The organism is Kribbella sp. NPDC051620 (assembly GCF_044453825.1).
Classification (GTDB): domain Bacteria; phylum Actinomycetota; class Actinomycetes; order Propionibacteriales; family Kribbellaceae; genus Kribbella.
On the sequence record NZ_JBITDB010000002.1, the window covers coordinates 66,506 to 90,328 of the forward strand.

At 67.3% G+C, this 23,823-nt stretch carries 28 protein-coding genes; 12 read left to right on the top strand and 16 right to left on the bottom strand.

Translation table 11 applies throughout. The annotated features are described in order from the left end of the window. Nucleotides 1-30 precede the first annotated feature (30 nt). Nucleotides 31-810 carry a dioxygenase gene (locus ACIA12_RS07570; protein WP_396366092.1) on the top strand — a complete coding sequence of 260 codons (780 nt, stop codon included), beginning with the start codon at nt 31-33 and terminating at the stop codon, nt 808-810. Nucleotide 811: 1 nt separating this feature from the next. Here ACIA12_RS07570 and ACIA12_RS07575 read toward each other — a convergent pair whose 3' ends face one another. Then, nucleotides 812-1,798: an SMP-30/gluconolactonase/LRE family protein gene (locus tag ACIA12_RS07575; protein WP_396366093.1), complete on the bottom strand. Its 987-nt coding sequence runs from the start codon at nt 1,796-1,798 to the stop codon at nt 812-814. 123 nt (nt 1,799-1,921) lie between these two features. Here ACIA12_RS07575 and ACIA12_RS07580 point away from each other — a divergent pair, with 123 nt between their 5' ends. Next, nucleotides 1,922-2,320 (top strand): hypothetical protein, encoded by a 399-nt coding sequence (locus ACIA12_RS07580; protein WP_396366094.1) that lies wholly within the window; start codon nt 1,922-1,924, stop codon nt 2,318-2,320. Between the two features lie 26 nt (nt 2,321-2,346). Here ACIA12_RS07580 and ACIA12_RS07585 read toward each other — a convergent pair whose 3' ends face one another. Next, a complete protein-coding gene (locus ACIA12_RS07585) occupies nt 2,347-2,850 on the bottom strand; it encodes a DinB family protein (protein ID WP_396366095.1) in 504 nt (167 codons plus the stop codon). 92 nt (nt 2,851-2,942) lie between these two features. Here ACIA12_RS07585 and ACIA12_RS07590 point away from each other — a divergent pair, with 92 nt between their 5' ends. The 5 genes from ACIA12_RS07590 (at nt 2,943) to ACIA12_RS07610 (ending at nt 7,237) form a co-directional block, all read left to right on the top strand. Next, nucleotides 2,943-3,752 (top strand): LLM class F420-dependent oxidoreductase, encoded by an 810-nt coding sequence (locus ACIA12_RS07590; RefSeq protein WP_396366096.1) that lies wholly within the window; start codon nt 2,943-2,945, stop codon nt 3,750-3,752. Nucleotides 3,753-3,841: 89 nt separating this feature from the next. Then, nucleotides 3,842-4,453 carry a peptide deformylase gene (def, locus tag ACIA12_RS07595; protein WP_396366097.1) on the top strand — a complete coding sequence of 204 codons (612 nt, stop codon included), beginning with the start codon at nt 3,842-3,844 and terminating at the stop codon, nt 4,451-4,453. 50 nt (nt 4,454-4,503) lie between these two features. Further along, nucleotides 4,504-5,613 carry an amidase family protein gene (locus tag ACIA12_RS07600; RefSeq protein WP_396366098.1) on the top strand — a complete coding sequence of 370 codons (1,110 nt, stop codon included), beginning with the start codon at nt 4,504-4,506 and terminating at the stop codon, nt 5,611-5,613. A 23-nt stretch (nt 5,614-5,636) separates the two neighbouring features. Next, nucleotides 5,637-6,692 carry a LacI family DNA-binding transcriptional regulator gene (locus ACIA12_RS07605; RefSeq protein WP_396366099.1) on the top strand — a complete coding sequence of 352 codons (1,056 nt, stop codon included), beginning with the start codon at nt 5,637-5,639 and terminating at the stop codon, nt 6,690-6,692. Between the two features lie 11 nt (nt 6,693-6,703). Continuing rightward, a complete protein-coding gene (locus ACIA12_RS07610; protein ID WP_396366100.1) occupies nt 6,704-7,237 on the top strand; it encodes a hypothetical protein in 534 nt (177 codons plus the stop codon). Between the two features lie 2 nt (nt 7,238-7,239). Here ACIA12_RS07610 and ACIA12_RS07615 read toward each other — a convergent pair whose 3' ends face one another. Further along, nucleotides 7,240-7,617: a nuclear transport factor 2 family protein gene (locus tag ACIA12_RS07615; RefSeq protein ID WP_396366101.1), complete on the bottom strand. Its 378-nt coding sequence runs from the start codon at nt 7,615-7,617 to the stop codon at nt 7,240-7,242. 82 nt (nt 7,618-7,699) lie between these two features. Here ACIA12_RS07615 and ACIA12_RS07620 point away from each other — a divergent pair, with 82 nt between their 5' ends. Next, on the top strand, nt 7,700-8,470 hold the full coding sequence (locus ACIA12_RS07620; protein WP_396366102.1) for a helix-turn-helix domain-containing protein: 771 nt from the start codon (nt 7,700-7,702) through the stop codon (nt 8,468-8,470). On the opposite strand, the gene ACIA12_RS07625 is transcribed toward ACIA12_RS07620, so the two are convergent. The 4 genes from ACIA12_RS07625 to ACIA12_RS07640 are packed head-to-tail and all read right to left on the bottom strand — an operon-like array spanning nt 8,448 to nt 12,967. Then, nucleotides 8,448-9,290: a carbohydrate ABC transporter permease gene (locus ACIA12_RS07625; RefSeq protein WP_396366103.1), complete on the bottom strand. Its 843-nt coding sequence runs from the start codon at nt 9,288-9,290 to the stop codon at nt 8,448-8,450. The two genes, ACIA12_RS07620 and ACIA12_RS07625, sit on opposite strands and share 23 nt — an antisense overlap. Continuing rightward, nucleotides 9,287-10,204: a carbohydrate ABC transporter permease gene (locus tag ACIA12_RS07630; RefSeq protein ID WP_396366104.1), complete on the bottom strand. Its 918-nt coding sequence runs from the start codon at nt 10,202-10,204 to the stop codon at nt 9,287-9,289. Before ACIA12_RS07630 ends, ACIA12_RS07625 begins: the two co-directional genes overlap by 4 nt. 1 nt (nt 10,205) lies before the next feature. Continuing rightward, entirely contained in the window at nt 10,206-11,522 is a 1,317-nt protein-coding gene (locus ACIA12_RS07635; protein ID WP_396366105.1) for an extracellular solute-binding protein, read from the bottom strand. An 11-nt stretch (nt 11,523-11,533) separates the two neighbouring features. Then, the gene (locus ACIA12_RS07640) at nt 11,534-12,967 is read right to left on the bottom strand and encodes an aldehyde dehydrogenase family protein (RefSeq protein ID WP_396366106.1); all 1,434 of its coding nucleotides are present in this window, start codon (nt 12,965-12,967) and stop codon (nt 11,534-11,536) included. A gap of 209 nt (nt 12,968-13,176) precedes the next feature. On the opposite strand from ACIA12_RS07640, the gene ACIA12_RS07645 reads away from it, so the two are divergent. Continuing rightward, entirely contained in the window at nt 13,177-13,845 is a 669-nt protein-coding gene (locus tag ACIA12_RS07645) for a GAF and ANTAR domain-containing protein (RefSeq protein ID WP_396366107.1), read from the top strand. Here ACIA12_RS07645 and ACIA12_RS07650 read toward each other — a convergent pair. Continuing rightward, the gene (locus ACIA12_RS07650) at nt 13,842-14,402 is read right to left on the bottom strand and encodes a maleylpyruvate isomerase family mycothiol-dependent enzyme (protein WP_396366108.1); all 561 of its coding nucleotides are present in this window, start codon (nt 14,400-14,402) and stop codon (nt 13,842-13,844) included. The two genes, ACIA12_RS07645 and ACIA12_RS07650, sit on opposite strands and share 4 nt — an antisense overlap. A gap of 52 nt (nt 14,403-14,454) precedes the next feature. Between ACIA12_RS07650 and ACIA12_RS07655 the strand changes: the two genes are divergently transcribed. Then, nucleotides 14,455-14,913, top strand: a complete 459-nt coding sequence (locus ACIA12_RS07655; RefSeq protein WP_396366109.1) for a YybH family protein — start codon at nt 14,455-14,457, stop codon at nt 14,911-14,913. 10 nt (nt 14,914-14,923) lie between these two features. Here ACIA12_RS07655 and vanX read toward each other — a convergent pair whose 3' ends face one another. From vanX to ACIA12_RS07675, 4 genes are read right to left on the bottom strand one after another with little or no spacing between them, the layout of a single operon-like run. Beyond that, nucleotides 14,924-15,532 carry a D-Ala-D-Ala dipeptidase VanX gene (gene vanX, locus ACIA12_RS07660; RefSeq protein WP_396366110.1) on the bottom strand — a complete coding sequence of 203 codons (609 nt, stop codon included), beginning with the start codon at nt 15,530-15,532 and terminating at the stop codon, nt 14,924-14,926. Then, nucleotides 15,529-16,569, bottom strand: coding sequence for a D-alanine--(R)-lactate ligase (gene vanA, locus ACIA12_RS07665; RefSeq protein WP_396366111.1), 1,041 nt, complete (start codon nt 16,567-16,569; stop codon nt 15,529-15,531). Before vanA ends, vanX begins: the two co-directional genes overlap by 4 nt. Further along, nucleotides 16,562-17,527 carry a D-isomer specific 2-hydroxyacid dehydrogenase family protein gene (locus ACIA12_RS07670; RefSeq protein WP_396366112.1) on the bottom strand — a complete coding sequence of 322 codons (966 nt, stop codon included), beginning with the start codon at nt 17,525-17,527 and terminating at the stop codon, nt 16,562-16,564. Before ACIA12_RS07670 ends, vanA begins: the two co-directional genes overlap by 8 nt. Then, on the bottom strand, nt 17,524-18,141 hold the full coding sequence (locus tag ACIA12_RS07675) for a M15 family metallopeptidase (protein ID WP_396366114.1): 618 nt from the start codon (nt 18,139-18,141) through the stop codon (nt 17,524-17,526). The genes ACIA12_RS07670 and ACIA12_RS07675 overlap by 4 nt, the downstream gene beginning before the upstream one ends. Nucleotides 18,142-18,228: 87 nt before the next feature. On the opposite strand from ACIA12_RS07675, the gene ACIA12_RS07680 reads away from it, so the two are divergent. Next, entirely contained in the window at nt 18,229-18,924 is a 696-nt protein-coding gene (locus ACIA12_RS07680; RefSeq protein ID WP_396366115.1) for a response regulator transcription factor, read from the top strand. After that, complete coding sequence (locus ACIA12_RS07685; protein WP_396366116.1) at nt 18,917-20,059, top strand: sensor histidine kinase; 1,143 nt, start codon at nt 18,917-18,919, stop codon at nt 20,057-20,059. The genes ACIA12_RS07680 and ACIA12_RS07685 overlap by 8 nt, the downstream gene beginning before the upstream one ends. Here ACIA12_RS07685 and ACIA12_RS07690 read toward each other — a convergent pair. Genes ACIA12_RS07690 through cobT form a run of 4 tightly spaced genes read right to left on the bottom strand, consistent with a single transcriptional unit; the run spans nt 20,033 to nt 23,757 of the window. Beyond that, nucleotides 20,033-20,578: a GNAT family N-acetyltransferase gene (locus ACIA12_RS07690; RefSeq protein ID WP_396366117.1), complete on the bottom strand. Its 546-nt coding sequence runs from the start codon at nt 20,576-20,578 to the stop codon at nt 20,033-20,035. The two genes, ACIA12_RS07685 and ACIA12_RS07690, sit on opposite strands and share 27 nt — an antisense overlap. A 16-nt stretch (nt 20,579-20,594) precedes the next feature. After that, nucleotides 20,595-21,398, bottom strand: coding sequence for a TrmH family RNA methyltransferase (locus tag ACIA12_RS07695; protein ID WP_396366118.1), 804 nt, complete (start codon nt 21,396-21,398; stop codon nt 20,595-20,597). After that, on the bottom strand, nt 21,395-22,663 hold the full coding sequence (cobA, locus tag ACIA12_RS07700) for a uroporphyrinogen-III C-methyltransferase (RefSeq protein ID WP_396366119.1): 1,269 nt from the start codon (nt 22,661-22,663) through the stop codon (nt 21,395-21,397). The genes ACIA12_RS07695 and cobA overlap by 4 nt, the downstream gene beginning before the upstream one ends. Continuing rightward, the gene (gene cobT / locus ACIA12_RS07705) at nt 22,660-23,757 is read right to left on the bottom strand and encodes a nicotinate-nucleotide--dimethylbenzimidazole phosphoribosyltransferase (RefSeq protein ID WP_396366120.1); all 1,098 of its coding nucleotides are present in this window, start codon (nt 23,755-23,757) and stop codon (nt 22,660-22,662) included. The genes cobA and cobT overlap by 4 nt, the downstream gene beginning before the upstream one ends. Between the last annotated feature and the right edge of the window lie 66 nt (nt 23,758-23,823).

Here is a 23,823-nt window from a genome sequence, read left to right on the forward strand (position 1 = left end):
GTACGACCCTCTGGAAGGACTCTCCGATGAGTGACACTCAGCAGCCGGTGCTCACTCAGCCACGGCGCTCCCCCGCTGGCGGACGACCGGCAGTGGACCGCGGAGCTCGCTGCCGTCTCTGCCGGCCTCGCCAAGCCGACCGCGATCCTGATCGTGTCGGCGCACTGGGAGGCCGCTCCGCTCACGTTGGCGGCGACCGAGACCGTGCCGCTGCTCTACGACTTCTGGGGCTTTCCGGAGCGGTACTACCAGGTGCAGTACGCCGCACCCGGCGCGCCTGAGCTGGCCAACCAGGTGCGGAAGCTCCTGCACTCCCCCGCCACTCCGGTGTACGACGACCCCTATCGCGGACTGGATCATGGCGCGTATGTGCCGCTGAAGGAGATGTACCCCGAGGCGGACATCCCCGTTCTCCAGGTGTCGATGCCGACACTCGATCCGAAGCAGCTGTTCGACATCGGCCGCAAGCTGGCGCCGTTGCGCGATCAGGGTGTGCTGATCGTCGGCAGTGGCTTCACGACGCACAATCTGCGCGCGGTCAACCTCGGCGGACCCGCCGACGCGGCCGCGCCGAGCTGGTCGATCGAGTTCGACGACTGGGCGAAGCGGGCGTTGGCGAAGCAGGATGTCGACTCGTTGATCGACTTCCTGCACAAGGCGCCGGCCGCCGGGATCGCCCACCCGCGGACCGAGCACTTCGCGCCGCTGTTCGTCTCGCTCGGGGCGTCCGAGGATTCACTCGGTACCGCGGAGACCGTGGTGGACGGATTCTGGTACGGGCTGTCCAAGCGCTCCTGGCAGATCGGCTGATTCAGCGCTTGGGGGTCGGGAAGGTCGCCAGGTGGGTCGTGCCGATGCTGCTCAGCCAGACCTGCCCGTCGCGCTCGCGGACGCCGGTCGGCATCCGGAAGTCGGGGTGCTTGCCGCGCAGGTCGTGCACCAGGTTGCCGGCCTCGTCGTACGCCTGGATCTCGATGATGTCGGCGGCCTTCGGCTTGAGCGCGTCGGGCAGTGCCCAGACCACTTTGCGGAGTACCGGGGGTTTCGGGAGCAGGAGGTCGAGCAGGGCGTTGCGGGGTGAGCCGATCGCGACCCAGATCAGCCCGTCCGAGCCGCGCGAGATGTTGTCGGGCAGGCCGGGGATCATCGCGACCAGCTCGGGCTCGGCGCCCTCGGTGGTGAGGTCGACCTTGAAGAGTCCGTAGCCGGCGGTCTCGACGAAGAACAGCGTCCGGTGGTCACCGCTGAGCGCGACGCCGTTGGGGAACGGGCGGTCGGTCGCCAGCCGGGTGAGCTCGCCATCAGGAGTGAGCCGGTAGAGGCTGCCGGTACTGGAGTGCTCGAGCAGATCGGCCATCCACTCGTCGACGCCGAACCGGGTGGACGAGTCGGTGAAGTAGATCGTGCCGTCGGGCAGTACGTCCGCGTTGTTGCAGAACTTCATCGGCCGCCCGTCGATCTCGCCCAGCAACGTCTCGATCCGGCCGTCCTGATCGAGCGTCAGCAGCCCCCGGTTCGCGTCGCAGACGAGCACCTTGCCATCCGGCAGCCACTCCAGCCCGAGCGGCCGGCCACCGGTATCCGCCAGTACCTCGATCGCCTGACCGTCCGGACTGACCCGCAGAATCCGGCCGTCGACCAGGCCCGTCAACACGTTGCCATCAGCATCGATCAACGCATCCTCAGGCCCTTCCCCCGGAACCCGCACAGCCCGTACTTCGATCCGCCCCGGCTCTCTGGCCGGCAGTACCGGCGGCGGCGTCCACCGAACCGGGGCGATGCTCGACTTGGCGCTCATACCGAAAACCATAGACCGTCAAGCCCTTCGAGGTTCGTCGAACTGAGCTGATCGTGCCCCTCGCGGCTGCCGATACTGACCGCGGTGCCGGAGACCCCGGCGCCGGACGAGGGGAGAACTCCTGTGGCATTCCGAAAGACGAGTGTGCTGGCAGCCATCGGCGTCGTGGCGGTCATGACAGCCGGCGCCACTGTGTCAGCCTCTGCCGCTCCGACGACGTCCACCGCGACCGCGGCGACGTGCCACGCGGCCAGCGGCAACCTGTACTGCGGGAACAGGGTCAACGCGGCCATCTACAAGAGCCCGCGCTACGACACCGCGAGCGGCAACCCGATCGAGATCGTCGACACGCTGCGCTCCGGCTTCAGCTACTTCCAGTGCTACACGATCGGCCAGCCGCACGGAGGCGGCAACTCGATCTGGTACCGGACCTACGGCGACGACAACGGCGCTTGGGGCTACGTCCCGGCCGTCGACGTCTGGACTCCGCAGGACCCCTTCCCGGGGGTCAATTTCTGCTGAGCCCCGGCTGGACGGTGTGCTCGGGTCTACTCCCCGGTCGAACCGTCCAGCCGCTCTCTCAGCAGGTCGGCGTGGCCGTTGTGGCGGGCGTATTCCTCGATCATGTGGGCCAGGACCCAGCGCAGTGAGAAGCGGCGGCCGTCGTCCTCGCCGACGGTATCGGGGTCGAGGTCGGCGATGACGCCTCGGGCTCGCTCGACGGCTTCGTCGTACCGGTACAGGTCAGTGGCGTACTGCTTCGGGTCGAGGCCGATCCAGTCCCCCTCGGGGCGCTCGGGCGTCGCGTACGGGTAGACGACCGGCTCGTCGGTGAAGGTGCCGACGAACCAGCCGAGCTCGTTCTCGGTGAGGTGGCGGATCAGGCCGTGCAGCGTCATCGAGGACGGATCGACGGACGGCGTACCGAGTTGCTCGGGGGTGAGGCCTTCGCATTTCCAGCGCAGGGTGGCGCGCTGGAAGTCCAGGAAGCCGACGAGGGTCTCCTTCTCGCCGGCCTCCGTCGGCGGGTCAGGTCTGCCGTTGAGGTCCATGTCCGGGAACCTACCGCCCGGCACGGACAATCCGCTGGCTCAACTGGTGACCGTCATCCGGAGGGTCCTCCGATACGGCGTAGGCTGGCGGCATGAGTACTGAAGCCCCCCTCCCCTACAGCAAGTATCCGGTCCGGATCGGCGTCCAGGTTCAGCCTCAGCACGCGGAGTACGCCGCCATCCGGCGGACCGTCGCGGCGGCCGAGGAGATCGGCGTCGACGTGGCCTTCAACTGGGACCACTTCTACCCGCTGTCCGGTGAGCCGGACGGCCTGCACTTCGAGGCCTGGACGATGCTCGCGGCGTGGGCCGAGGCGACCGAGCGGATCGAGATCGGCTGCCTGGTCACCTGCAACTCCTACCGCAACGCCGATCTGCTGGCCGACATGGCCCGGACCGTCGACCACGTCAGCAACGGCCGGCTGATCCTCGGCATCGGCTCGGGCTGGTTCGAGCGCGACTACGACGAGTACGGCTACGAGTTCGGTACGGCGGGCGGCCGGCTCGACGCGCTGGCCGAGTCGCTGCCGCGGATCGAGCAGCGCTGGGCCAAGCTCAACCCGAAGCCGACCCGGGACATCCCGGTCCTGATCGGCGGCGGTGGCGAGAAGAAGACCCTCAAGCTGGTCGCCAAGCACGCGACCATCTGGCACGGCTTCGGCGACGCCGAGACGATCGCGCACAAGCACGAGGTGCTCGACGCGCACTGCGCCGCGATCGGCCGCGACCCGGGCGAGATCGAGCGCTCGACGGCGGTCGGCGACAAGAGCCCCGAGGAGCTGGGCAAGGCGATGCTCGACGTCGGCACCCGGCTGTTCACGGTCAGCACGTCCGGCCCGGACTACGACCTGGGTCTGCTGCGCGACTGGGTTGCCTGGCGCGACGAGGTCAACCAAGCCTGAGTCGCGGTGCGCTTCCGTAGTACCGGGGCGGTCCTGGTACTACGGACGCGCGCGCCGGCGTGGCGCGCGGATTCGCTAGGATTTCAGCCATGTCTACGCTGCCTACCGACGGCTCCGTGCGCCCCATGACCCGCTGGGGCGCCGACGTCATGCACCACGTGAACCAGCCGGTCACCGAGTTCGGCGAGGAACTGCACACGCTCGTGGCCGACATGGTCGCGACGATGAACGCCGCCGAGGGTGTCGGGCTGGCCGCGAACCAGATCGGCGTGGATCTGCAGGTGTTCGTGTTCAACTGCCCGGACAAGAACGGCGTCTACCAGTCGGGCGTCGTCTGCAACCCGGTGCTGGAGCTTCCCGAGGGCAAGGACCGGCAGCTCGACGAGGGCGACGAAGGCTGCCTGTCGCTGCCCGGCGCCTTCACCAAGTGCGCCCGTCCCGACTTCGCCCGGGTGACCGGGGTCGACCAGAACGGCGAACCGGTCAGCTACGAGGGTGACGGTCTGCTGGCACGCTGCCTGCAGCACGAGACCGACCACACCCAGGGCATGGTCTTCGGCGACCGCCTCTCCCGCAAGTACAAGAAGCGCCTGTTCGCCGAGGCCGAGGAGTTCGCGGCCGACTACCCCGACGACTGGCCGGTCTCCCCCATGCTCAACCAGGACGAACACGACCACAGCGACGAAGGCCTCAACGCCTGATCACCGACCTCGTCGCCTCCCTGCGGGCCGGACGGCGTACTGCCGTCGAGGTGGTCGCGGAGGCGCTGGACGGCGTCGCGCGGTGGGATCCACTGCTGCACTTCATCGACACGCTCGATGCTGACGGCGCTTTGTCGCGTGCCGAGCGCGTGGACCTGGGGTTGCCGTTGGCCGGGGTCCCGTTCCTGATCAAGGCCCGTACGCCGGCCGGCTCGCCGATCGTCACGCGGCTGCTCGCGGCCGGGGCGATCCCACTCGGCACGTCGACCCGCGCCCGGCCGGACGCGGTGTCGCAGACCTTCGGGTGGAACGGGTCGGAGTACACGCGGAACCCGTGGGACCTTTCGCGCTCGTCGGGCGGCTCGTCGGCGGGTGCTGCGGCGGCTGTGGCGGCTGGTGTCGTACCGCTGGCGACCGGCGGGGACAGCGCCGGCTCGTTGCGGATCCCGGCGTCGTTCTGTGGCGTGGTGGGGCTCAAGGGAACGGCGGGGCGGGTACCTCGGGCGGATGGCCGGGCTTTGGCCGGGCTCACGATCGGCGGGTTCATCGGCACGACGCTGGAGGATGTCGCGCTGGCGACGAGCCTGGTGAGCGGACCGGACCGCCTCGATCCGAGCGCGTTGCCACACTGGCCGGTGCCTACGGTCGCCGGACCTGAGTCTTGGCGAGTGGCGTACAGGTCAGCGTTGGGCTTGATACAGAATGATCCCGCAGTGAACGGAGTAGTCCGTGGCAGCCTCGCTGTGCCGAGCATCGGCGTACAAGATGTTGCTCTTGATTGGCTGCCCGTCGACTCGGCCTGGCTGACTCTGCGGGATCTGGATGCCGGTTTGCCTGTTGAGCCATCGGCGTTGCAGGCGGCCGTGCAGGTGCGGCGTCACAACAGCACGGCCCTCGCGGACCTGTTCTCCTCGGTCGATGCTCTGATCACGCCGACCACCCCGAGAGTTGCGCACGGGTACGACCAGCACGAACAGAACATCGTCGTCGGCGACCTGTGCTGGGGCTTCAACATCACGGGCCACCCAGCTGTGAGTGTGCCGGTTGGATTACTCGACGGCCTACCGGTCGGCGCCCAGGTCGTGGCACCGCATGGTCGTGAGGATGTCGCGTTGGCGGTCGCGGCGCGGCTGATGATGCCGATTTCGCCGCCGGGGTGAAGGTTCGCCGATAAACTGCCGGGATGAATGGGATGCTGGGGGATTCGGGGGTGCGGCGTCCTGTCACGCTTGATGATGTGGCTCGGGCCGCGGGGGTTTCTCAGCCGACTGCTTCGCGGGTGCTGAACGGGAGTTCGCGGAAGGTGGCTGAGAGCTATCGCGAGCGGGTGCTGGAGGCGGCTCGCGAGCTTGGTTACACGCCTAATCTGCCGGCGCAGGCGATGGCGCGGGGTACTTCGCGGACGATCGCGTTGGTGATCAGCCTGATCTCCGATCCGTACTTCTCGGCGATGGCGGCCGAGATCATGAAGCAGGCCGAGGCGATCGGGCTGCATGTATCGATCGCCGTCACCGAGCGGCAGGCCGACCGTGAGCTCGACCTGGTCCGAGAGCTCCGCGGTCAGCAACCGCGCGCCATCATCCTGGCCGGCACCGGGTACGTCGATCCGCCGTCGGAGCAGCAACTGGTCGACGAACTGCACCGCTACGAGGAGACCGGCGGTCGCGTCGTCCTGATCAGCCGCTCGGACCTTCCCTTCGAGACCGTCGACTTCGACAACCACGAAGGCTCCCGGCAACTCGCCCGCGAGCTGGCCGGCCTCGGGTACGAGCGCTGCCTCGTCCTCGGCAGCGGTACTCCCCTGCTGTCCATGCGCCGTCGCGTCGAAGGCTTCGTCACCGGCCTCGTCGAGTCAGGCGTCGCCGACGCGGCGACCAGAGTCCATCACCCCGGCTTCAGCTGGGCCGGCGCGCGCGACTTCGTGCTCAGCCTGACCGAAGCCGAGGTACGCGACCTCCAACTCGTCTTCGCCGTCACCGACGACATGGCCCTGGGCGCCCTGGCCGGCCTCCGCGAACGCGGCCTGCGCATCCCCGAAGACATCGGCATCGCCGGCTTCGACGACATCAGCACCCTCCGCGACGTCGTCCCCAAACTGACCACCGTCCACGTCGCCCTGAACGCCGTCGCCCAGGAAGCCGTCTACCGAGCCACCACCACAGACGCCGAGCTCACCCGCCGCACAGTCCCCGCCTACCCGGTGATCCGCGCCAGCACCCCGCCCCTCCCTCAGCACTAGTCTTTCCGGCTATGACCATGCAACCCGGCGTCCGGCCGCCGTTCAGCCGCCGGCCGCTGCTGTGGAGCGCCATCGCCTTCTTCGCCGCCGGCATCGTGCTGAGCTCCATCTTTGTCCTGCAGATGACAAGTGCGATGCCAACCGAACCGGTACCGCTCGGAGACGGTGTAGTCCGGCTGGACCGTGACGGCCTGACCATCTCGACGACCGCTCAAGGCCAGACCCCGAGTTGCCAGGCCAAGGACGCCACCGGCGCCGACATCCCCCTGAAGGGTCCACTGAGAAAAGAGAACTACTCCGTGGACGGCCCGAGCTACTACGTCATCGCCCACTCGAAATCCCCGATCCCACCCCAGACAATCACAGTCACCTGTACCAACGCCGACAACACGATCCCGTACTACGTAGGCGATCGCGCCTCCGTCGACAAGATGATCCCCTCCCTCATCAAGGCCTTCGCATCCTTCATCCTGGCCGTGCTGATCGGCAGCGCGTTCCTCCGCATCGAGCAACTCCGCCACCGTCGCGCCAGCCGAACGACCTGACGTCAGAGCTGCCACCACGTCAGGTGGGAATCGGCTTCGACCAGCGGTTCGATCACTTCCCAGGCTTCGGTGATCTGGTTGTCGGTGACCCGCAGGATGTCGATGACGGCAATGGATGGGCCGTCGGGCAGATGGCGGTGGGTGTGGACGACGACGTGGTCGGCGTCGGAGAAGATGTGGAGGATCTCGACCTTCATGCCGCCCAATGGGGTCAGGGCGTTGCCTACGTCGGTCAGCCATTCGGACTTGGTGCGGGTTCGGCCGTTGGGGCGGTGGTGCCGGAAATCCTCGCTGACGAAGGGTTCCAGGGCCGTGACGCCGCCTTCGCCGATGAGTTGGGCCAACGCTTGCTGCACCAGTTGCTTGTTCTGAGTGGTCATGAGCAGCAGTGTTGTGCCGGGTCGCGGCGGCTGTCGATGAAATGCCATTTCATCGACAAGTGGGGCGAAGTGAGTAGGGTCGATGACTATGGCAACGGTCGGGGAGCTTCTGCGGCAGTGGCGGCATCGGCGGCAGCTGAGCCAGCTGGATCTCGCGATCGCCGCTGACGTCTCGGCACGGCACGTCAGCCTGGTCGAGACGGGCAAGTCGCAACCGAGCGCCGAGATGGTCCTACGACTGGCCGAGCAGCTCGACGTACCGCTGCGTGAACGCAACGCCCTTCTCCTCGCGGCCGGCTTCGCACCCCGGTACTCCGAAAGCCCCCTCGACTCCATTGCGCTGTCAGCGGCGCGCAATGCCGTAGAGCGCGTCCTGCGAGCCCACGAGCCCTACCCAGCTCTCGCCTTCGACCGCCACTGGGACATCGTGATGACCAACCGGGCTGTCGCCCCGTTCCTCACCGGCGTAGCACCAGAACTGCGGGAGCCTCCGATGAACCTGCTCCGCCTCGGACTCGACCCCCGCGGCCTGGCCGCCCTGGTGGTCAACCGTGACGACGTCAAGACAGTCTTCCGCTCCCGGGTACGACGCCAACTCGCCACCGCCCCGGACGCCCGGCTCACCGCCCTCTACGAAGAACTACTGGCTCCCGGCGATACCGGTGACCCGGTCGAGGCCGAGGTCGTGATCCCGATGATCATCCGCATCGACGGCGTCGAGCTGCGGATGTTCTCCACGATCACGACCTTCGGCACCCCGCTCGATCTCACCCTCGACGAACTCGCCGTCGAGTCCTACTACCCGGCCGACGACGAGACCGCCACGTACTTCACAACTTCACTCCCCCACTGATCAGGTCGATCTTCCAGTACCGCTGAAGACTCAGGAACAGCACTCCCAGCGGAATGATCGACACCAGCACACCCGCGATGACGATCGAGTACTGCGCCGCCTGGCCACCCGTGATGATCATCAGCCCGTAGAGCCCGAGCGTCAGCGGGTACAGGTGATCGTTGTTGATCATCACGAACGGCAGCAGGAAGTTGTTCCAGATGCCGATGAACTGGAGCAGGAAGACGGTCACCAGGGCCGGCATCATCAACGGAGCGCCGACCGAGCGGAAGATGCGCCATTCGCTGCCGCCGTCGATCCGGGCCGCCTCCATGATCTCGTCGGGGACCGAGGCCTCCGAGTAGATCTTGCACAGATAGATCGCGAACGGACTGACCAGCTGCGGCAACAGCACCGACGCATAGTTGTTGGTCATCCCGACCTTTGCCAACAGCAAGAACTGCGGAACAGCCAGCAGGATCTGCGGCAGCAGCACCGCCGCGACGATCGCCCTGAACAACACGGTGCTGCCGGCGAAACGGTACTTGCCCAAGGCGTAGCCGGCCGCTCCGGCGATTGCCGTCGACAACAGTCCGCCGCCGATCGCGTAGATGACCGAGTTCAGCACCCAGCGGCCGAAGATGCCGTGGTTGTAGCTGAACAGCGCGTCCAGGTTGCTCCAGAACCCACCGTGGAAGGCGGGCAGGAACGGCGCGGTCGAGAACAGCTCGTCGTTGGTCTTGGTGGACGCGATGACGATCCACAGCACCGGCAGTACGCAGTACAGGGCGCCGATCAGCAGGATCAGTGTCGGGATCCAGCGGGTGCGCTGCCGGGTCATCTGGTGGACCTCCGGGCGATCCTGCGGCCGACGGCCGAGACGAGGACGGTCGCGGCGACCGTCATGGCGATCAGCACGAACGACGTCGCCGCGCCTTCATAGATGCTGTTGTTGACGAAGGCATCGGTGTAGACGCGCATCAGCGGCACCCAGGTCGACGAGATCGCATTCGCCAGCGGCTTCAGCGTCGTCGGCTCGTTGAACAGCTGCAGCGAGCCGATCACCGAGAACAGCGCGACCATCGCCACGGCGGGCGCGATCATCGGCAGCTTCACCCGTACGGCGATCTGGAACTCCGTCGCGCCATCCAGCTCGGCTGCCTCGAAAAGCTCCTTCGGCAGGCTCCGTACGGCGGTGTAGAGGATCACCATGTTGAAGCCGACCACACCCCAGACGGCCACATTGGCCACGCTGAAGAAAATCCCCTTGGTACCGAAGTAGTCGACTACGTCACCGCCGATCGGCGACGTCGCAGGCAGGTACATGAAGCCCCACAGCAGCGACGCGACCACACCCGGCACGGCGTACGGAAGGAAGATCGCCAACCGCGCGAACCCGACCAGCCGGGCCCGTTTCGCGTCCAGGCACAACGCGAACAGCGTCGACAGGATCACCGTCAGCGGTACGCCGAACGCCGCGATCAGCAGCATCCGGCCGAGACTCGACCAGAACTCGCTGTCGCTCAGGGTCGAGGTGTAGTTGGAGATACCGGCCCACACCTCGGTCGGTTTGCCACCGCCGAGCAGACCCTTGCCGACCTTCATCCGGCGGAAGCTGAGGAAGATCGCGTAGACCGCCGGGGCGATCGTGAACAGCAGCAACAACACGACCGCCGGCGTGACCAGCGCGACGGGCAACAGCCCGCCACGGCCGCGGGCCTTGCCCGCCGCCGTGGCGGCACGAGGACCGCTCATCTCAGCCGGCTACCTGGAAGCCGAGCTTCTTCATGTCGCTGACCGTTGCCTCTTGCATCGTGTCGAGTGCCCCGGACAGCGAGGTCTTCTTCTGCAGCGCGGCGCCGAACGCGTTGGAGTACGAGTCGAAGGTGACGTTCGCGTTCGGGCCCCAGATGTCGAACGTCCGCACGCCCTTGGCCGCGGTCGCCATCAGCGTGTTGTAGTCCGGCTGCGTCGACATGAACGGCGGCGGCGTCTTCAGCGCGGGCAGCGCCTGTCCCTGCGGCGAGGCCGGGAAGACCTGCACGTTCTTGATCAGCGAGTCCATGCCGGCCTCGGACGAGTTCATCCACTCGACGAACTTCGCGGCCTCGGCCGGGTGCTTGGAGTTCGCCGTCACGGCTTCGGTCTCTCCGCCCCAGATACCGACCGCGGTGTCTCCGGCGGTCCAGGCCGGCAGCGGTGCCGCGGCCCACTTGCCGGCGGTGTCCTTCGCGATCGACGGCAACTGGTTCGGTCCCCACTGCGCGCCGACCCAGCCGACGATGGTCCCGTTGTTCATGTCGGTGTTCCACTGCGCCGACCAGTTCGGCTGCGGGCTCACCAGGCCGTTCTTGATCAGGTCGTCCCAGTAGTCCGCGACCTTCTTGCTCGCGGCGTCGTTGATCGCCACGCTCCAGGTGTCACCGTCGGCCTTCCACCAGTTGGCCCCGGCCTGCTGGGCGAGCCCGGCGAACCAGCCCGGGTCCGCGGCGGTGAAGTTGCCGATGTACTTCTTCGGATCGGCCTTGTGGATCGCCGCGGCAACCGTCGCGTACTCCGCCCAGGTGGTCGGCGCCTTCAGACCGAGCTTGCCGAACACGTCCTTGCGGTAGAAGAACACCATCGGGCAGACGTTCTGCGGTACGCCGTACGTCTTGCCCTCGAACTGCACCTGGGACAGCGACGCCTTGTCGTACTTGGCGTCCAGCCCCTTCACGTAGTCGTCGATCGGGACGACCACCTGGTTCGCGATCAACGCCGGCAATGCCTGGTACTCGACCTCCGTGACGTCCGGGTTGGTACCGGCCTTGTTGTTGGTGATCAGCTTGTTGTACAGCGTGTAGCCGGTGCCCGAGGGCTTGCTCAGCTTGACCTGGATGTCCGGGTTGAGCTTGTTCCACTCGTCGACGACCTTGTCCATCCCGCCGTCCCAGTTGACGTAGCTCAGGGTGATCTTCTCTTTGGTGGCACTGCTACCACCCCCACTGGGGCCGGCGGTGTCGTCGTTGCCCGAGCAGGCGGCCAGGGCCAGCACGAGGACGGCGCCGAGGGCGGCGGTTTTGCGGAGGTTCATCAGGGGTTTCCTCATTTCGACGCCCAGCCGGGGTACTCGGTGGGGGTGGTCTGGATGCCGATCCACTGGCGGTGGGTGTAACCGGCCAGCTGGCCTTCGCCGCCGTGCCGGGCGTACCCGTCGTTGACGTGTACTTCGTTGCTCCTGACCTTCTCCGCGAACGCGAGCCCGCGCATCGGGTCCTTGGTGAAGACCGAATTCATCAGGGTGCGATGACGGTTGACGAGGTCGAGTGCCTCGGCCTCGCTGTCGACCACGGTGATCGGCATCACCGGGCCGAAGATCTCCTCGGTGAACACCGGCATCTGCGGCGTCACCCCGGTCAGTACGGCCGGCTGGTAGAACAAGCCGTCGTACGTGCCACCGGTCGCCAGCTTCGCGCCGGCCTCCAGCGACGGCTGCACGAGGCCTTCGTGGAAGCGCTTGAGCTGCGTCCCGGTGATGATCGGGCCGAGGTCGACGTCGTCGCGCAGCGGGTCGCCGACCCGGAGCTTGCTGACGCGTTCGACGACGGCCTCGGTGAACTCGTCGGCCACCGAGCGCATGACGATGTGCCGGCCGGCGGTGATACAGGTCTGACCCTGGTACCAGAGTGAGGACCAGACCGCGCAGCTGACGGCCTGGTCGAGGTCTGCGTCGTCCAGGACGACGAACGCGTTGTCGCCGCCCAGCTCGGTCGCGGCGGCGCGGAAGTTCTTGCCCGCGAAGCTCGAGATCTGCTGACCGACCTCGAACGAGCCGGTGAAGTGGATCAGGTCCAGGTCGGGATGCTCCGAGAGGGTCTTTCCGGTGGTCGGGCCGTCGCCAGGTACGACATTGAAGACACCAGCCGGTACTCCGGCCGCCTTGGCCGCCTCGGCGAGAATCTGACCGCCGGCGATCGGGGTGAGCTCGGCGGGCTTGAGGACGACCGCGTTGCCGTAGGCGAGGCCGGGAGCGAGTGCACGCATCGCGAGGCTCATCGGGTAGTTCCAGGGCACGATCAGGCCGATCACGCCCAGCGGGACCGCCCGGGAGAGCGAGATCTTGCCGCTCTTGTACGGGGGCAGGATCGCGCCGGCGTTCTCGGTCAGCTGGGTGGCGGAGTTGAGCAGCTGGTTGATCGACTGCCCGAGCTCCTCTTCGGCCTTCTCCGTAGTACCGCCGGTCTCGCGGATGATCAGCGTGATCAGCTCGTCGTGCCGGTTCTCCAGTTCACGCGCGAACGCCCGCAGGATCTCGCTCTTGGTGTTCGCGTCCACCTCGGCCCACTCGGCCTGCGCCCGCCGGGCGCTCCGGACCGCCCGGTCCACCTGCTCGGCCGACGCACTCCCGCACCGCGCGAACGGCTTGCCCGCCGCCTTGTCGAGCACCGGCAGCCAGTCCGACGCCGGCGGCTCACACCACCCGTCGATCCACACCTGCGCCTCGTAATCCCGCAACCCACTCGCAGGAACCGACCTCATCGGCGTACCTCCACTCGACCTACTCAGGAATGCGCTTTCCCGCAGGATTGCGCATTCCCGACCCCGGGTCAAGAGGTGGCGATCCGGGTACTCGTGATCGTGGTCCTCGCCGCCCGGCCGCGGCGGGCTGAGACATAATTGCTGCTGCTTTTCGGCGTCGAGAACACGGCGCCAGTAGTGAGATCTGCTGTTACGAAGGGTGACAGAGGATGAGCCAAGCCGGCGATTTCGGTGAGCTGGCCATGAACCTGCACGACCAGGACGGAACGCTGGCGACCGTCGAGGGTGTATTGCAGTTCGCGACCGAGGCGTTGCGCTACGACCATGCGTCGGTGATGCTGATGCGCCGCCGACGGGCGGAGACGGTCGCGGCGACCGACGAGCTGATCACCAAGGCCGATCAGCTCCAGCTCGACTTCCGGGAGGGGCCCAGCTTGCTGGCGATCTCCGATCACCACGAGGTGCTGGTGGCCGACACCACCACCGAGACCCGCTGGCCGGAGTGGGCGCCGACCGCGGCGGAGTACGGGATCCGCGGTGTGCTGGCGATCCGGCTGTACACCGAACACTCCACCAGTGGGGTGCTGAACCTGGTCTCCGCACAGCCGCTCGACTTCAGCGACATCGACCGCGAGTCAGCCCGGCTGCTCGCCCTGCACGCCTCCATCGCGATCGCTTCGGCCCGGCTGCAGACGTCGTTGATCCAGGCTGTCGACTCGCGCAAGGTCGTCGGCCAGGCGGTCGGCCGGCTGATGGAGCGTTACGGCCTCGATGCCGTCCAGGCCTTCACCGTTCTCCGCCGGTACTCGCAGGACCGCAACCAACGCCTCAACACCATCGCCGCCCACGTCATCGAAACCGGAATCCTGCCCGACTAGCCGGCCGGCCGCCGGCCGAAGGCGTCCAGCAGGAGGGACTGCGGGGAGGCGTCGGGCGGGAGGGTGTTGCTGGCGCCGGGGCCGTAGGTGCCCATGGCGCGCATGGAGTCGACGTGGGGCTCGACGATCGTCCAGAGTGCGCTGACGACGGCCGGGTCCAGCGTTGGGTCGAGACCGGCGCCGACGGCGATGTCCCAGGCGTGGACAACCAGCTCGCCGGCGCGAAAGCGGACGAACGTGTCGTAGCTGATGTCTCCGCTCGGGTGATGGAGGACGAGAGCCTGATCCGCGGTGGCGAAGGCCTGCTCCTGGGCCTCGCAGGAGCAGGTCAGGGTTGCGAGCGGGTTGTCGCCCAGTTGATCCGCGTCGAGCCCGGCGACCGCCTCGACAGCTGAGGCGCCGGCCAGCAGGCGGGTGGCGAAGATGTTGCCTGCGGCCACGTGGTCGACGACTTCGCGGACGGTCAGGTCAGCGGGGGTGTTGTTGTTCCACGCATCGGGCTGCACGGCAGAGACGATCCGGATGAGCTCGGCGCCGGCCGCCGCGAAGAGGTTCACGGGCACGAGGTTAGCGACCTCACGATTCACCGGGCCGGGTCGTCGGAGCGGCATGAACAGCATCGAAGGAAAGTCAGCGCAACGCGAGCTGGACGAGAATGCCATCAGGCGGCAGATCGGCCGGATCGTCGATGGCATCCGGGCCAGGGATCTCGAGGTGCTGCGGCAGGTGTACGCGACGGACGTGGTCTCGTTCGACGTCGAGCCGCCGCTGGAGCACGTGGGGGTGGAGGCGAAACTCGGGAACTGGGCGAAGGTGTTCACCTTCCTCGCCGATCCGGTGTACGAGGTGCGCGAACTGCGGCTGGAGGTCGACACCGAGATCGCCTTCGGGTACTGCTTCGGCCGGCTGAGCGGAACACTGCCCGACGGCACGGCGACGGACGGCATGTGGGTCAGAGCCACCTTCTGCTTCCGCAAGCTCGACGGCCGATGGCTGGTCGTACACGACCAGGCATCGGTCCCGTTCGACATCCAGAGCGGCAAGGGGGTAACCGACCTGCAGCCCTGAGGCGCTCCGGTCAGGTGATGGGGAAATCGAAGTAGGCGTCCGGGTGGGGTTCGTCGGTGAGGGTGTAGTGCCACCACTCGGACGCGTACGAGGTGAAACCGCAGGCCTCCATGATCGAGCGGAGCGCCTGGCGGTTGGCGGACTCGGTCGGGCTGATGGCTGTCGCGCCGTGATGGGAGATCGGGTCCATCAGGTCGTGGTCGCCGCCCATCGGGGCGAGTTCGCCGGTGGTCAGGTGGTAGAGCGTCAGGTCGACGGTGCTGCCGCGACTGTGGCCCGACTTGGCGGAAACGTAGCCTTTGGCAAACATCTCGGCGCGGCTGATGCTCGGGTAGTGGCGCGGCTTGGTCCGGCCGTCCTCCGGTTGCTTCGACCACCGCAGGAAGCAATCGACAGCGCGCTGCGGGCGGTACCCGTCCCAGAGCAGGAGGCCGAAGCCGCGGGGCTCGGCCTTCTCGCGGGCCGAGGCCAAGGCTGAGCACAAGGCCCTGGTACCGACGATTCTGTTGGCCAGGTAGCCGTCCACGGGCTTGCCGGTGAAGTTGTCCCAGGTCGCGTACTTGGCGTCCCAGCGCAAGCCGGGCGTGAACTCGTCCACGTAGACGAAGTCGGCCTTCACCGCCGCTCCCCCGCCAGCGTCGACGACACCAGCCGATCGATGACCTCGGCGAACGGCAGGCCCGCGGCCGCCATCATCCGCGGGTAGCGGCTGTACGACGTCATACCGGGGAAGGTGTTGACCTCGTTCAGGACAACCTGCCCGTCCGGCTTCAGGAAGAGGTCAACCCGCGCCAGCCCGCTGCAGCCCAGCGCGCGATAGACGGCCTTCGCGGTCTCCCGTACCAGCGAACGCGACTCGGCCGAGATGTCGGCGGGAACGATCGGCGTCGAGTTGTCCGAACCCTGCTCCGGCGCGCTCTCCTGGTGGATCCGGAAGAAGCCGTGGGACAGCGCGATCCGATCCACCTCCCCCACCACCAGATCCGGATCGCTGCCCAGGATCGCGCAGCCGACCTCATGCCCGACCACAGCTTCTTCGATCAGTACCTTCGAGTCGTACTGTCCGGCAACCGCCACAGCGTCGGCCAGCTCGGACGCGTCAGCCACCTTGCTGACTCCGAACGACGAGCCCGACCGGGCCGGCTTCACGAAGACCGGATAGCTGAGCTCGTCCGGATCGATGTCCTGCTCCCCCGTCACCGTCCAGAAGTCCGGGGTGGTGATCCCGGCGGCGCCGGCAACCGTGTAGGCCAGAGATTTGTCCAGGCACAGCGCCGAGCTCTGGATGTCGCAACCCGCATAGGGAATCCCGGACAGCTCCAGCAGCCCCTGGATCGCGCCGTCCTCGCCGAACTTGCCATGCAGAACGGGCAGCACCAGATCCAGCTGGATCGTCTCGTACTTCCCTTCGTCGAGGACCAGCAGCCCACGCACGCTGCTGTCCGGCGCGAGAACAGCCGGCTGGCAGCGGCCCGCTTCCCACTCCGGACCAGGACCGTCACACAGCATCCACGCGCCGCTCTGCGTGATACCGACGAAATACGGCTCGTACTTCGACGGATCGAGGTGTTTCGCGATCTCCCGCGCGGACTTGACGGAGATGTGGCGTTCTTCGGAGACACCGCCGAAGACGACGCCGATTCTCGATCTAGGCATACTGGCTCCTGCTTTCGAACTTGAGACAATTGACGAGCGAGTTCTCGACGGTGTCGCGCAGGGCGCGATCGGTGTAATAAGCGGTATGCGGACTGATCATCACGTTCGGCAGTTTCTGCAGCCGCCGCAGGGATCCGTTGTCGATCACCTTGCCGCCGTGGTCGGCGTAGAAGATTCCCTCTTCTCCTTCGACGACATCCAGCGCGGCTCCCCCGAGCCGGCCGTCTTCCAGCGCGGCGATCAATGCCTCGGTGTCGATCAGCGCGCCGCGCCCGGTATTGACGACGATCGCCCCTGGCTTCATCTGCTTCAGTCGTTGGCGATTCAGCAGATGATGGGTGCCGGCCGTGAGTGGAGCATGCAGAGTGACGATGTCGCTGAGCCGCAGCAATTCGTCCAGGCAGACATAGCCGGCAGACGTCGTGGGCCGGCTGTCGTGGGCCAGGATTCGGCACCCGAAGCCCCGCAGCCTGTTCACGACGGCTGAGCCGATGCGCCCGGTACCGACGACCCCGATCACCAGATCGTGCAGTTCCCGCCCGCGGACCTCGCCCAACCGGTAGTCCTGGACCTCCGTACGCCGGACCATGGCGCGCGCGTCGCGGATCGCCATGAGCATCAGCAGCAGCGTGTAGTCGGCCACGCTGTCGGGTGAATAGCTGACGTTCTCGACGAAGATGCCGAGCCGCGCCGCGAATTCCAGGTCGAGATGGTTGTAGCCGATGCTCCGGGTCGAGATGTACTCGACGCCGGCCCGGCTGAGGTCGAGCAGCGTGGCATTCGTGATTCGGGTCTTGTGGCCGACGCTGATGCAGCGATTGCCGACGGCCAGATCAGAATTCGCTTCGGATACCGCTGCCGCGGTGATGGTCGGCAGTACGCCGAAATGAGGTGCCAGTTCCCGGTACAGCACGTCCTCGTCCGGCTCACAGCCGAAAACCGTGATTCCTGTTGTCATTCTTGTCCCCCTGGATCCTGCGTCGGATCGGCGTAGGGCGCCGGGCAGCCATGAATCACGGCATCCGGACGTAGTTCGTAATGCCAGGATTCGTTCGCATAGATCTGGCACAACCCAAAGGCGCCGCCGCGCTTGGACAACCACGCGGCCGCGTCGCGGCCGAGGTCGATCGCGTGCCCCGACACGTGCGGCGACTTGTCAGGCGTCGCGACCCAGCGGGCCGCTTCCTCCTTCGAGCCGTACTCCGCGACCGCCTCGCTGAGCAGTTCTTCCTGGTACGCCGCCGAGCGCCACCCACTGTTCACCACGAACTCGACCCCGTCATCCCGAGCCGCCGTCGCGGCTCTCCGCAGAGCGCCGAGCAGCGAGGGATCGAGGTTGGCGACGGCAGGAACCCCAGCGTCGAAGACCGTCACGCCTTCGGGGACGTACCCGTTCTGCTCCCCGAGCGCGCGATGGCGAGCGTCGCTGGACGATGCGCTCGACAACAAAGTCGGGGCCACCGCCTGCTGGACGAAAACGGCTGCGAGCGCCGCGTTCGCGAGCACAAAGGCCACCCGGACGGTCAATCTGGTACGGCGACCTGCTGCGGGCGCCGGTTTGATGGCAGACATGTGACCAGCCAAGGCAACCGCGTGTTGCCGGCCGGTTTGGGGATTTCGATACGCCGACGATAACTACCAAGTCGTAGCATCGATGATGTGCGTGTGCTGATCGTCGAGGACGAACCCGTGATGGCCGACGCCATCCGCGATGGCCTGCGGCTGGAGGCGATCGCGGCCGACATCGCCGGTGACGGCGACACCGCGCTGGAAATGCTGTCCATCAACGAGTACGACATCGCCGTGCTCGACCGCGACATCCCCGGCCCGTCCGGCGACCAGATCGCCCAGCAGATCGTTGCCTCCGGCAGCGGTATGCCGATCCTGATGCTCACCGCCGCCGACCGGCTGGACGACAAGGCCTCGGGGTTCGAGCTCGGCGCCGACGACTACCTGACCAAGCCGTTCGACCTGCGCGAGCTGGTACTCCGGCTCAGGGCGCTCGACCGCCGACGGGCCCACAACCGGCCGCCGGTGCGGGAGATCGCGGGGCTGCGGCTCGATCCGTTCCGTCGCGAGGTCTACCGCGACGGCAAGTACGTCGCGCTCACCCGCAAGCAGTTCGCCGTACTCGAAGTACTGGTCGCCGCCGAGGGTGGCATCGTCAGCGCCGAGGAACTGCTCGCGAAGGCCTGGGACGAGAACGCCGACCCGTTCACCAACGCCGCGCGGATCACAGTCTCCGTACTCCGCAAGCGGCTCGGCGAGCCATGGGTCATCGCCACCGTCGCCGGCGCCGGCTACCGCATCGAGGCACCGTCCGACGACGCCGCCGCCGGACGTGACCGTGGCTAGGGAGCCTGGTTGGAGCGTCCGCTTGAAGCTCACCCTCAGCTATGCGGGATTCCTGATGATCGCCGGTGCCTTGCTGCTCGCGGTCGTCTGGGTGTTCCTGCTGCGCTACGTGCCCGACGTGATCGCCAACCCGATGCCGTCGACCGGTGCACCGCAGCCTCACGTGCGCGGAACACCCTCGCCGCCCGGCCCGATGGTCATTCCGGACCGCTCCGATCTGCTGGCGGCCTTCGGGCCCAAGGTGGCCCTCATGCTGGTCTTCCTGCTGGCTTTCGGCTTGATCGGAGGCTGGATCCTGGCCGGCAGCATGCTCGCTCCGCTGACCCGGATCACGCAGGCGACCCGGCTGGCCACCGCGGGGTCGCTCTCGCACCGGATCCAACTGGAAGGCCGCGGGGACGAGTTCCGCGAACTCGCCGATTCCTTCGACACCATGCTCGCGCGGCTCGAGGCGCACGACGCCGAGCAGCAGCGATTCGCGGCCAACGCCTCGCACGAACTGCGCACCCCGCTGGCGATCACCCAGACCCTGCTCGACGTGGCCCGCAACGACCCCGACCGCGACAACGGCAAACTCGTCGAGCACCTGCACTCCATCAACACCCGAGCGATCGACCTCACCGAGGCGCTGCTGGTGCTCAGCCGCGCCAACCAACGATCGTTCACCCGCGAACGCGTCGATCTCTCGCTGGCAGCCGAGGAGGCGGCGGAAACCGTGCTCCCCCTCGCGGAGGAACGCGGCCTCACGATCGAGACGGCCGGTGACATCACGCCGACGATGGGCTCCCGCACCCTGCTGGTCCAGCTGGTCACGAACCTCCTGCACAACGCGATCGTCCACAATCTGCCGACCGGGGGCACCGTGTGGGTCACCACCAGAGTTCGCCCGCAGAGCGTGCAACTCATCGTTGAGAACACCGGTGAGAAGCTCACCTCACAGCAGGTAGCCACCCTGGTCGAGCCGTTTCAGCGTGGCAACGAACGCGTCCGCACCGACCACTCGGGCGTCGGCCTCGGCCTGGCCATCGTCAAGAGCATCACTGAAGCCCACGACGGAACGCTCACCCTCACCCCTCGTCCTGATGGCGGCCTGCGCGTCATGGTGGAGCTACCCGCCGCTCCCAAACCGATGTGAGTCGCGCCAGGCTTCTCGAGTGATGGAGTAGACGACAGCGTCGAACGCTTCACCGTCCTCCTCCAACCGAGCCTCGTGATCGAAGACCATACCGATGCGCTCCATCACGGCGATGCTCTTGGTATTGGGAGTGTCCGTGGAGGCCAGCACGCGGGGAAGCTCAAGCTCCGTGAACGCATAGGCAAGCCAAGCTGCGGCCGCCTCCGTCGCGTAACCATTCCCCCAGTACTCCCGTGCCAGCCGCCACCCGAGTTCGAGATCGTCCGGATGCCACGACTCGTGCGTCAACCCGGCTGCCCCGAGGAACGCTCCGTCGGACCGCCGCTCGATCGCGAGAAACCCGGTACCTTCGGCCTCGTACTGGGCGTTGACCGCCGTCGCGATCCCGTCCGTCTCGGCCCGGCTCAACGGTTTGCCGCCGAGGTACCGAATCACTTCGGGGTCGGTGTTCAGCTCCGCCCAAGCCGGCAGATCCTCGTCCCGGAAGGGACGCAGCAGCAGGCGTTCCGTGGTGAGCATTCCGGCCTCCCGCTGGTCAGGGTCTGGTGGCGTAGAAGGCCACTGCCGCCGAGGATGCCACGTTGAGGGAGTCGACGCCGCCTGCCATCGGGATCTTGACCGTCAGGTCTGCCCGTTCGAGCACGTGGGGTTTGAGGCCGTGGCCTTCGGTGCCGAAGATCAGGGCAAGCTTCGCGTCCTGGCGCGCGGTCAGCTCGTCGAGGGTGATCGAGTCGTCGGTGAGAGCCAGGGCGGCGGTGACGAAGCCGTGATCCTTCAGGAGGTCGAGGGGGCCGGGCCAGGTGGCGAGGCGGGTCCAGGGGATCTGGAAGACGGTGCCCATCGAGACCTTGATCGAGCGGCGGTACAGAGGATCCGCGCAGGTGGGGGTGATCAGCACTGCGTCGACACCCATCGCGGCAGCGGCGCGGAAGCCGGCACCGACGTTGGTGTGATCGACGATGTCGTCGAAGATCGCGATCCGGCGTCCGGTGAGCAGGGTGTCGAGATCTGGTGCGGGCTGACGCCGGTACGACGCGAGCGCGCCCCGGTGGACGTGGAAGCCGGTGACCTGCTCGGCCAGCTCCTCGCTGACCACGTAGACCGGGGCCGAGGGCCACTTCTCCAGTACGTCCGCGAGCGAGTCCAGCCAGCGCGGTGCCAGCAGGAACGACCGCGGCTCGTACCCCGCATCAGCCGCCCGTCGGATCACTTTGTCGCCCTCGGCAATGAACAACCCATGCTCTTCCTCGAGCATCCGCCGCAGATTAACCTCCCGCAACTGGACATAATCACCCAGCCGCTCGTCCGCGGCATCCTCAACAGAAACCAGCGGACTCATGAACCGTCGACCACTCCATCAGACGAGGAAGCCGCACCCGAGGCGGGCGTGCCCGGGGTCGCGAGGCCGGCGATGTCGACGACCTGGCCGATAATGACGATGGCCGGGGCGCCCACGCCGGCGGCTGACATCGCCTCGGCGATGCCGGCCAGGTCTGACTTGACCTGGAGCTGGCCCGGAAGGGTGCCGTCAGCAATCGCGGCTGCTGGTGTCGCGGGATCCTTGCCATTGGCAATCAGCGTCGCGGCGATGACTGGCAGGTTCTCAACCGCCATCAGCAGTACCAGGGTGCCGTGCAGTTGGGCGAGTGCTTCCCAGTTGATCAGTGAGTCCGGATGGCCGGGTGGGATGTGCCCCGAGACAACCGTGAACTCGTGCGTCACCCCGCGATGCGTGACCGGGATCCCCGCCGCCGCCGGTACCGCGATCGAGCTGGTTATGCCCGGTACGACGGTCCACGGCACGCCTGCCTCAGCGCACGCGAGCGCTTCCTCGAACCCGCGCCCGAACACATACGGATCCCCGCCCTTGAGCCGCACGACGACCTTGCCCTGCAACCCACGATCGACCAGCAGACGGTTGATTTCCTCCTGCGCCGCCGACCGCCCGCGCGGCAACTTGGCCGCGTCGATCAGCTCCACGTCCGGATGCAGTTCCTCCAGCAACGGCTGCGGCGCCAACCGATCCGCGACGACCACATCCGCCTCGGCCAGCAACCGCCGCCCGCGCACAGTGATCAGATCGGGATCCCCAGGACCCCCGCCCACCAGATACACGCCAGGCTTCTTGGCCAGCGAGTCCCGCGCCCCCAGAGCACCAACCCGCAACGACTCCAGAATCGCGTCCCGTACCGCCGCCGACCGCCGGTGATCCCCACCACCCAGCACACCGATGGTCACCTGATCGTGCTGCCCGGAAGCCGGCGTCCACGCCGTCGCGCGCGACCGATCGTCCGACCGCACGCAGAAGATCCGCCGCGATTCCGCCTCGGCCGACACCTGATCGTTGACCGCGGCATCATCGGTCGCCACCACGACGTACCAAGCGCCCTCGAGATCACCATCGGCATACCCACGCTCGACCCAGCGGAGATCCGGGTTCGTCAGCAGCCCTTCGATCGTCGGCGTGATCACCGGCGAGATGACGTCGATCTGCGCACCCGCCTCGAGCAACCGCGGCAACCGCCGCTGCGCGACGCCACCGCCGCCCACGACCACCACGCGGCGGCCGGTGAGCACCAGCCCGGACAGGTACGGCGCCGTCACGCCTCGATCCCCGCGTCCTCGAAGGTCGCCATCTCCGCCAGCGCCCGCACAGCACAGGTGACGATCGGATAGGCCAGTACTGCGCCCGTCCCCTCCCCCAGCCGCAGATCGAGATCTACGAGCGGCTGCAGCCCCAGCGTCTTCAACGCCACCGCGTGCCCGGCCTCGGCTGACCGATGCCCAGCGATGCAGTAGTCGATCACCGCCGGCTCGAGCGCCTGCGCCACCAGCGCCGCAGCCCCCGCGATCACTCCGTCCAGAATGACCGGCACCTTGTTCGCAGCCGCGCCGAGGATGTACCCGGCCAGCGCAGCGTGCTCCAGCCCGCCGTACGCCGCCAGCGCAGCCAACGGCTCCGAGGCCGGTACTTCGTGAAGCGCCAGCGCTGCCCTGACAATCTCGGTCTTGTGCGCCAAGGTCGCGTCGTCGATCCCCGTCCCCCGGCCAGTCACCTCGTCGGCCGTTCCACCGCTGAAGGTCGCGATCAACGCGGCCGATGCCGTCGTGTTCGCGATCCCCATGTCACCGGTGAGCAGGCATTGATACCCATCGAGCACCAGCTGATCAGCAAGCTCGAAGCCGACCGCCACCGCGGCCTGCACTTCGTCCACCGTGAGCGCCTTCTCGACGGAGAGATCCCGCGTCCCGGCGCGCACCTTCGCGTGCACGATGTCCAGCTCGTCGACGTCGGACGCGACACCGACGTCCACCACCCGCACGTCGACCCGGTTGTTGGCCGCGAACGCGTTCACCGCGGCGCCACCGCCCGCGAAGTTCGCGAGCATCGCGGCGGTGACCTCCTGCGGCCAAGGCGAGACGCCCTGCGCATGCACCCCGTGGTCAGCGGCGAAAACCGTCACGACGGCGGCCGTCGGCACCACCGGCGGGCACACACCGGTCATCCCGGCGACCCGGACCGACAGTTCCTCCAGCACGCCAAGGGAACCGGCCGGTTTCGTCAGCCTCAGCTGACGCTCCGTCGCCACCCGCATCGCGGCCTCGTCGGCCGGACCGATCCTGGCCAGGTACTCCTCCACCGCTGATCCCTCCACTCGCGACGGCCGCCCGGACGCGGCCAGTTCCGATCTTCGCATCTCCGACCACCAGCCCCGGACAATGCGGCTGACCTGTGGACAGTAATGTCGGATTCACCACATTTC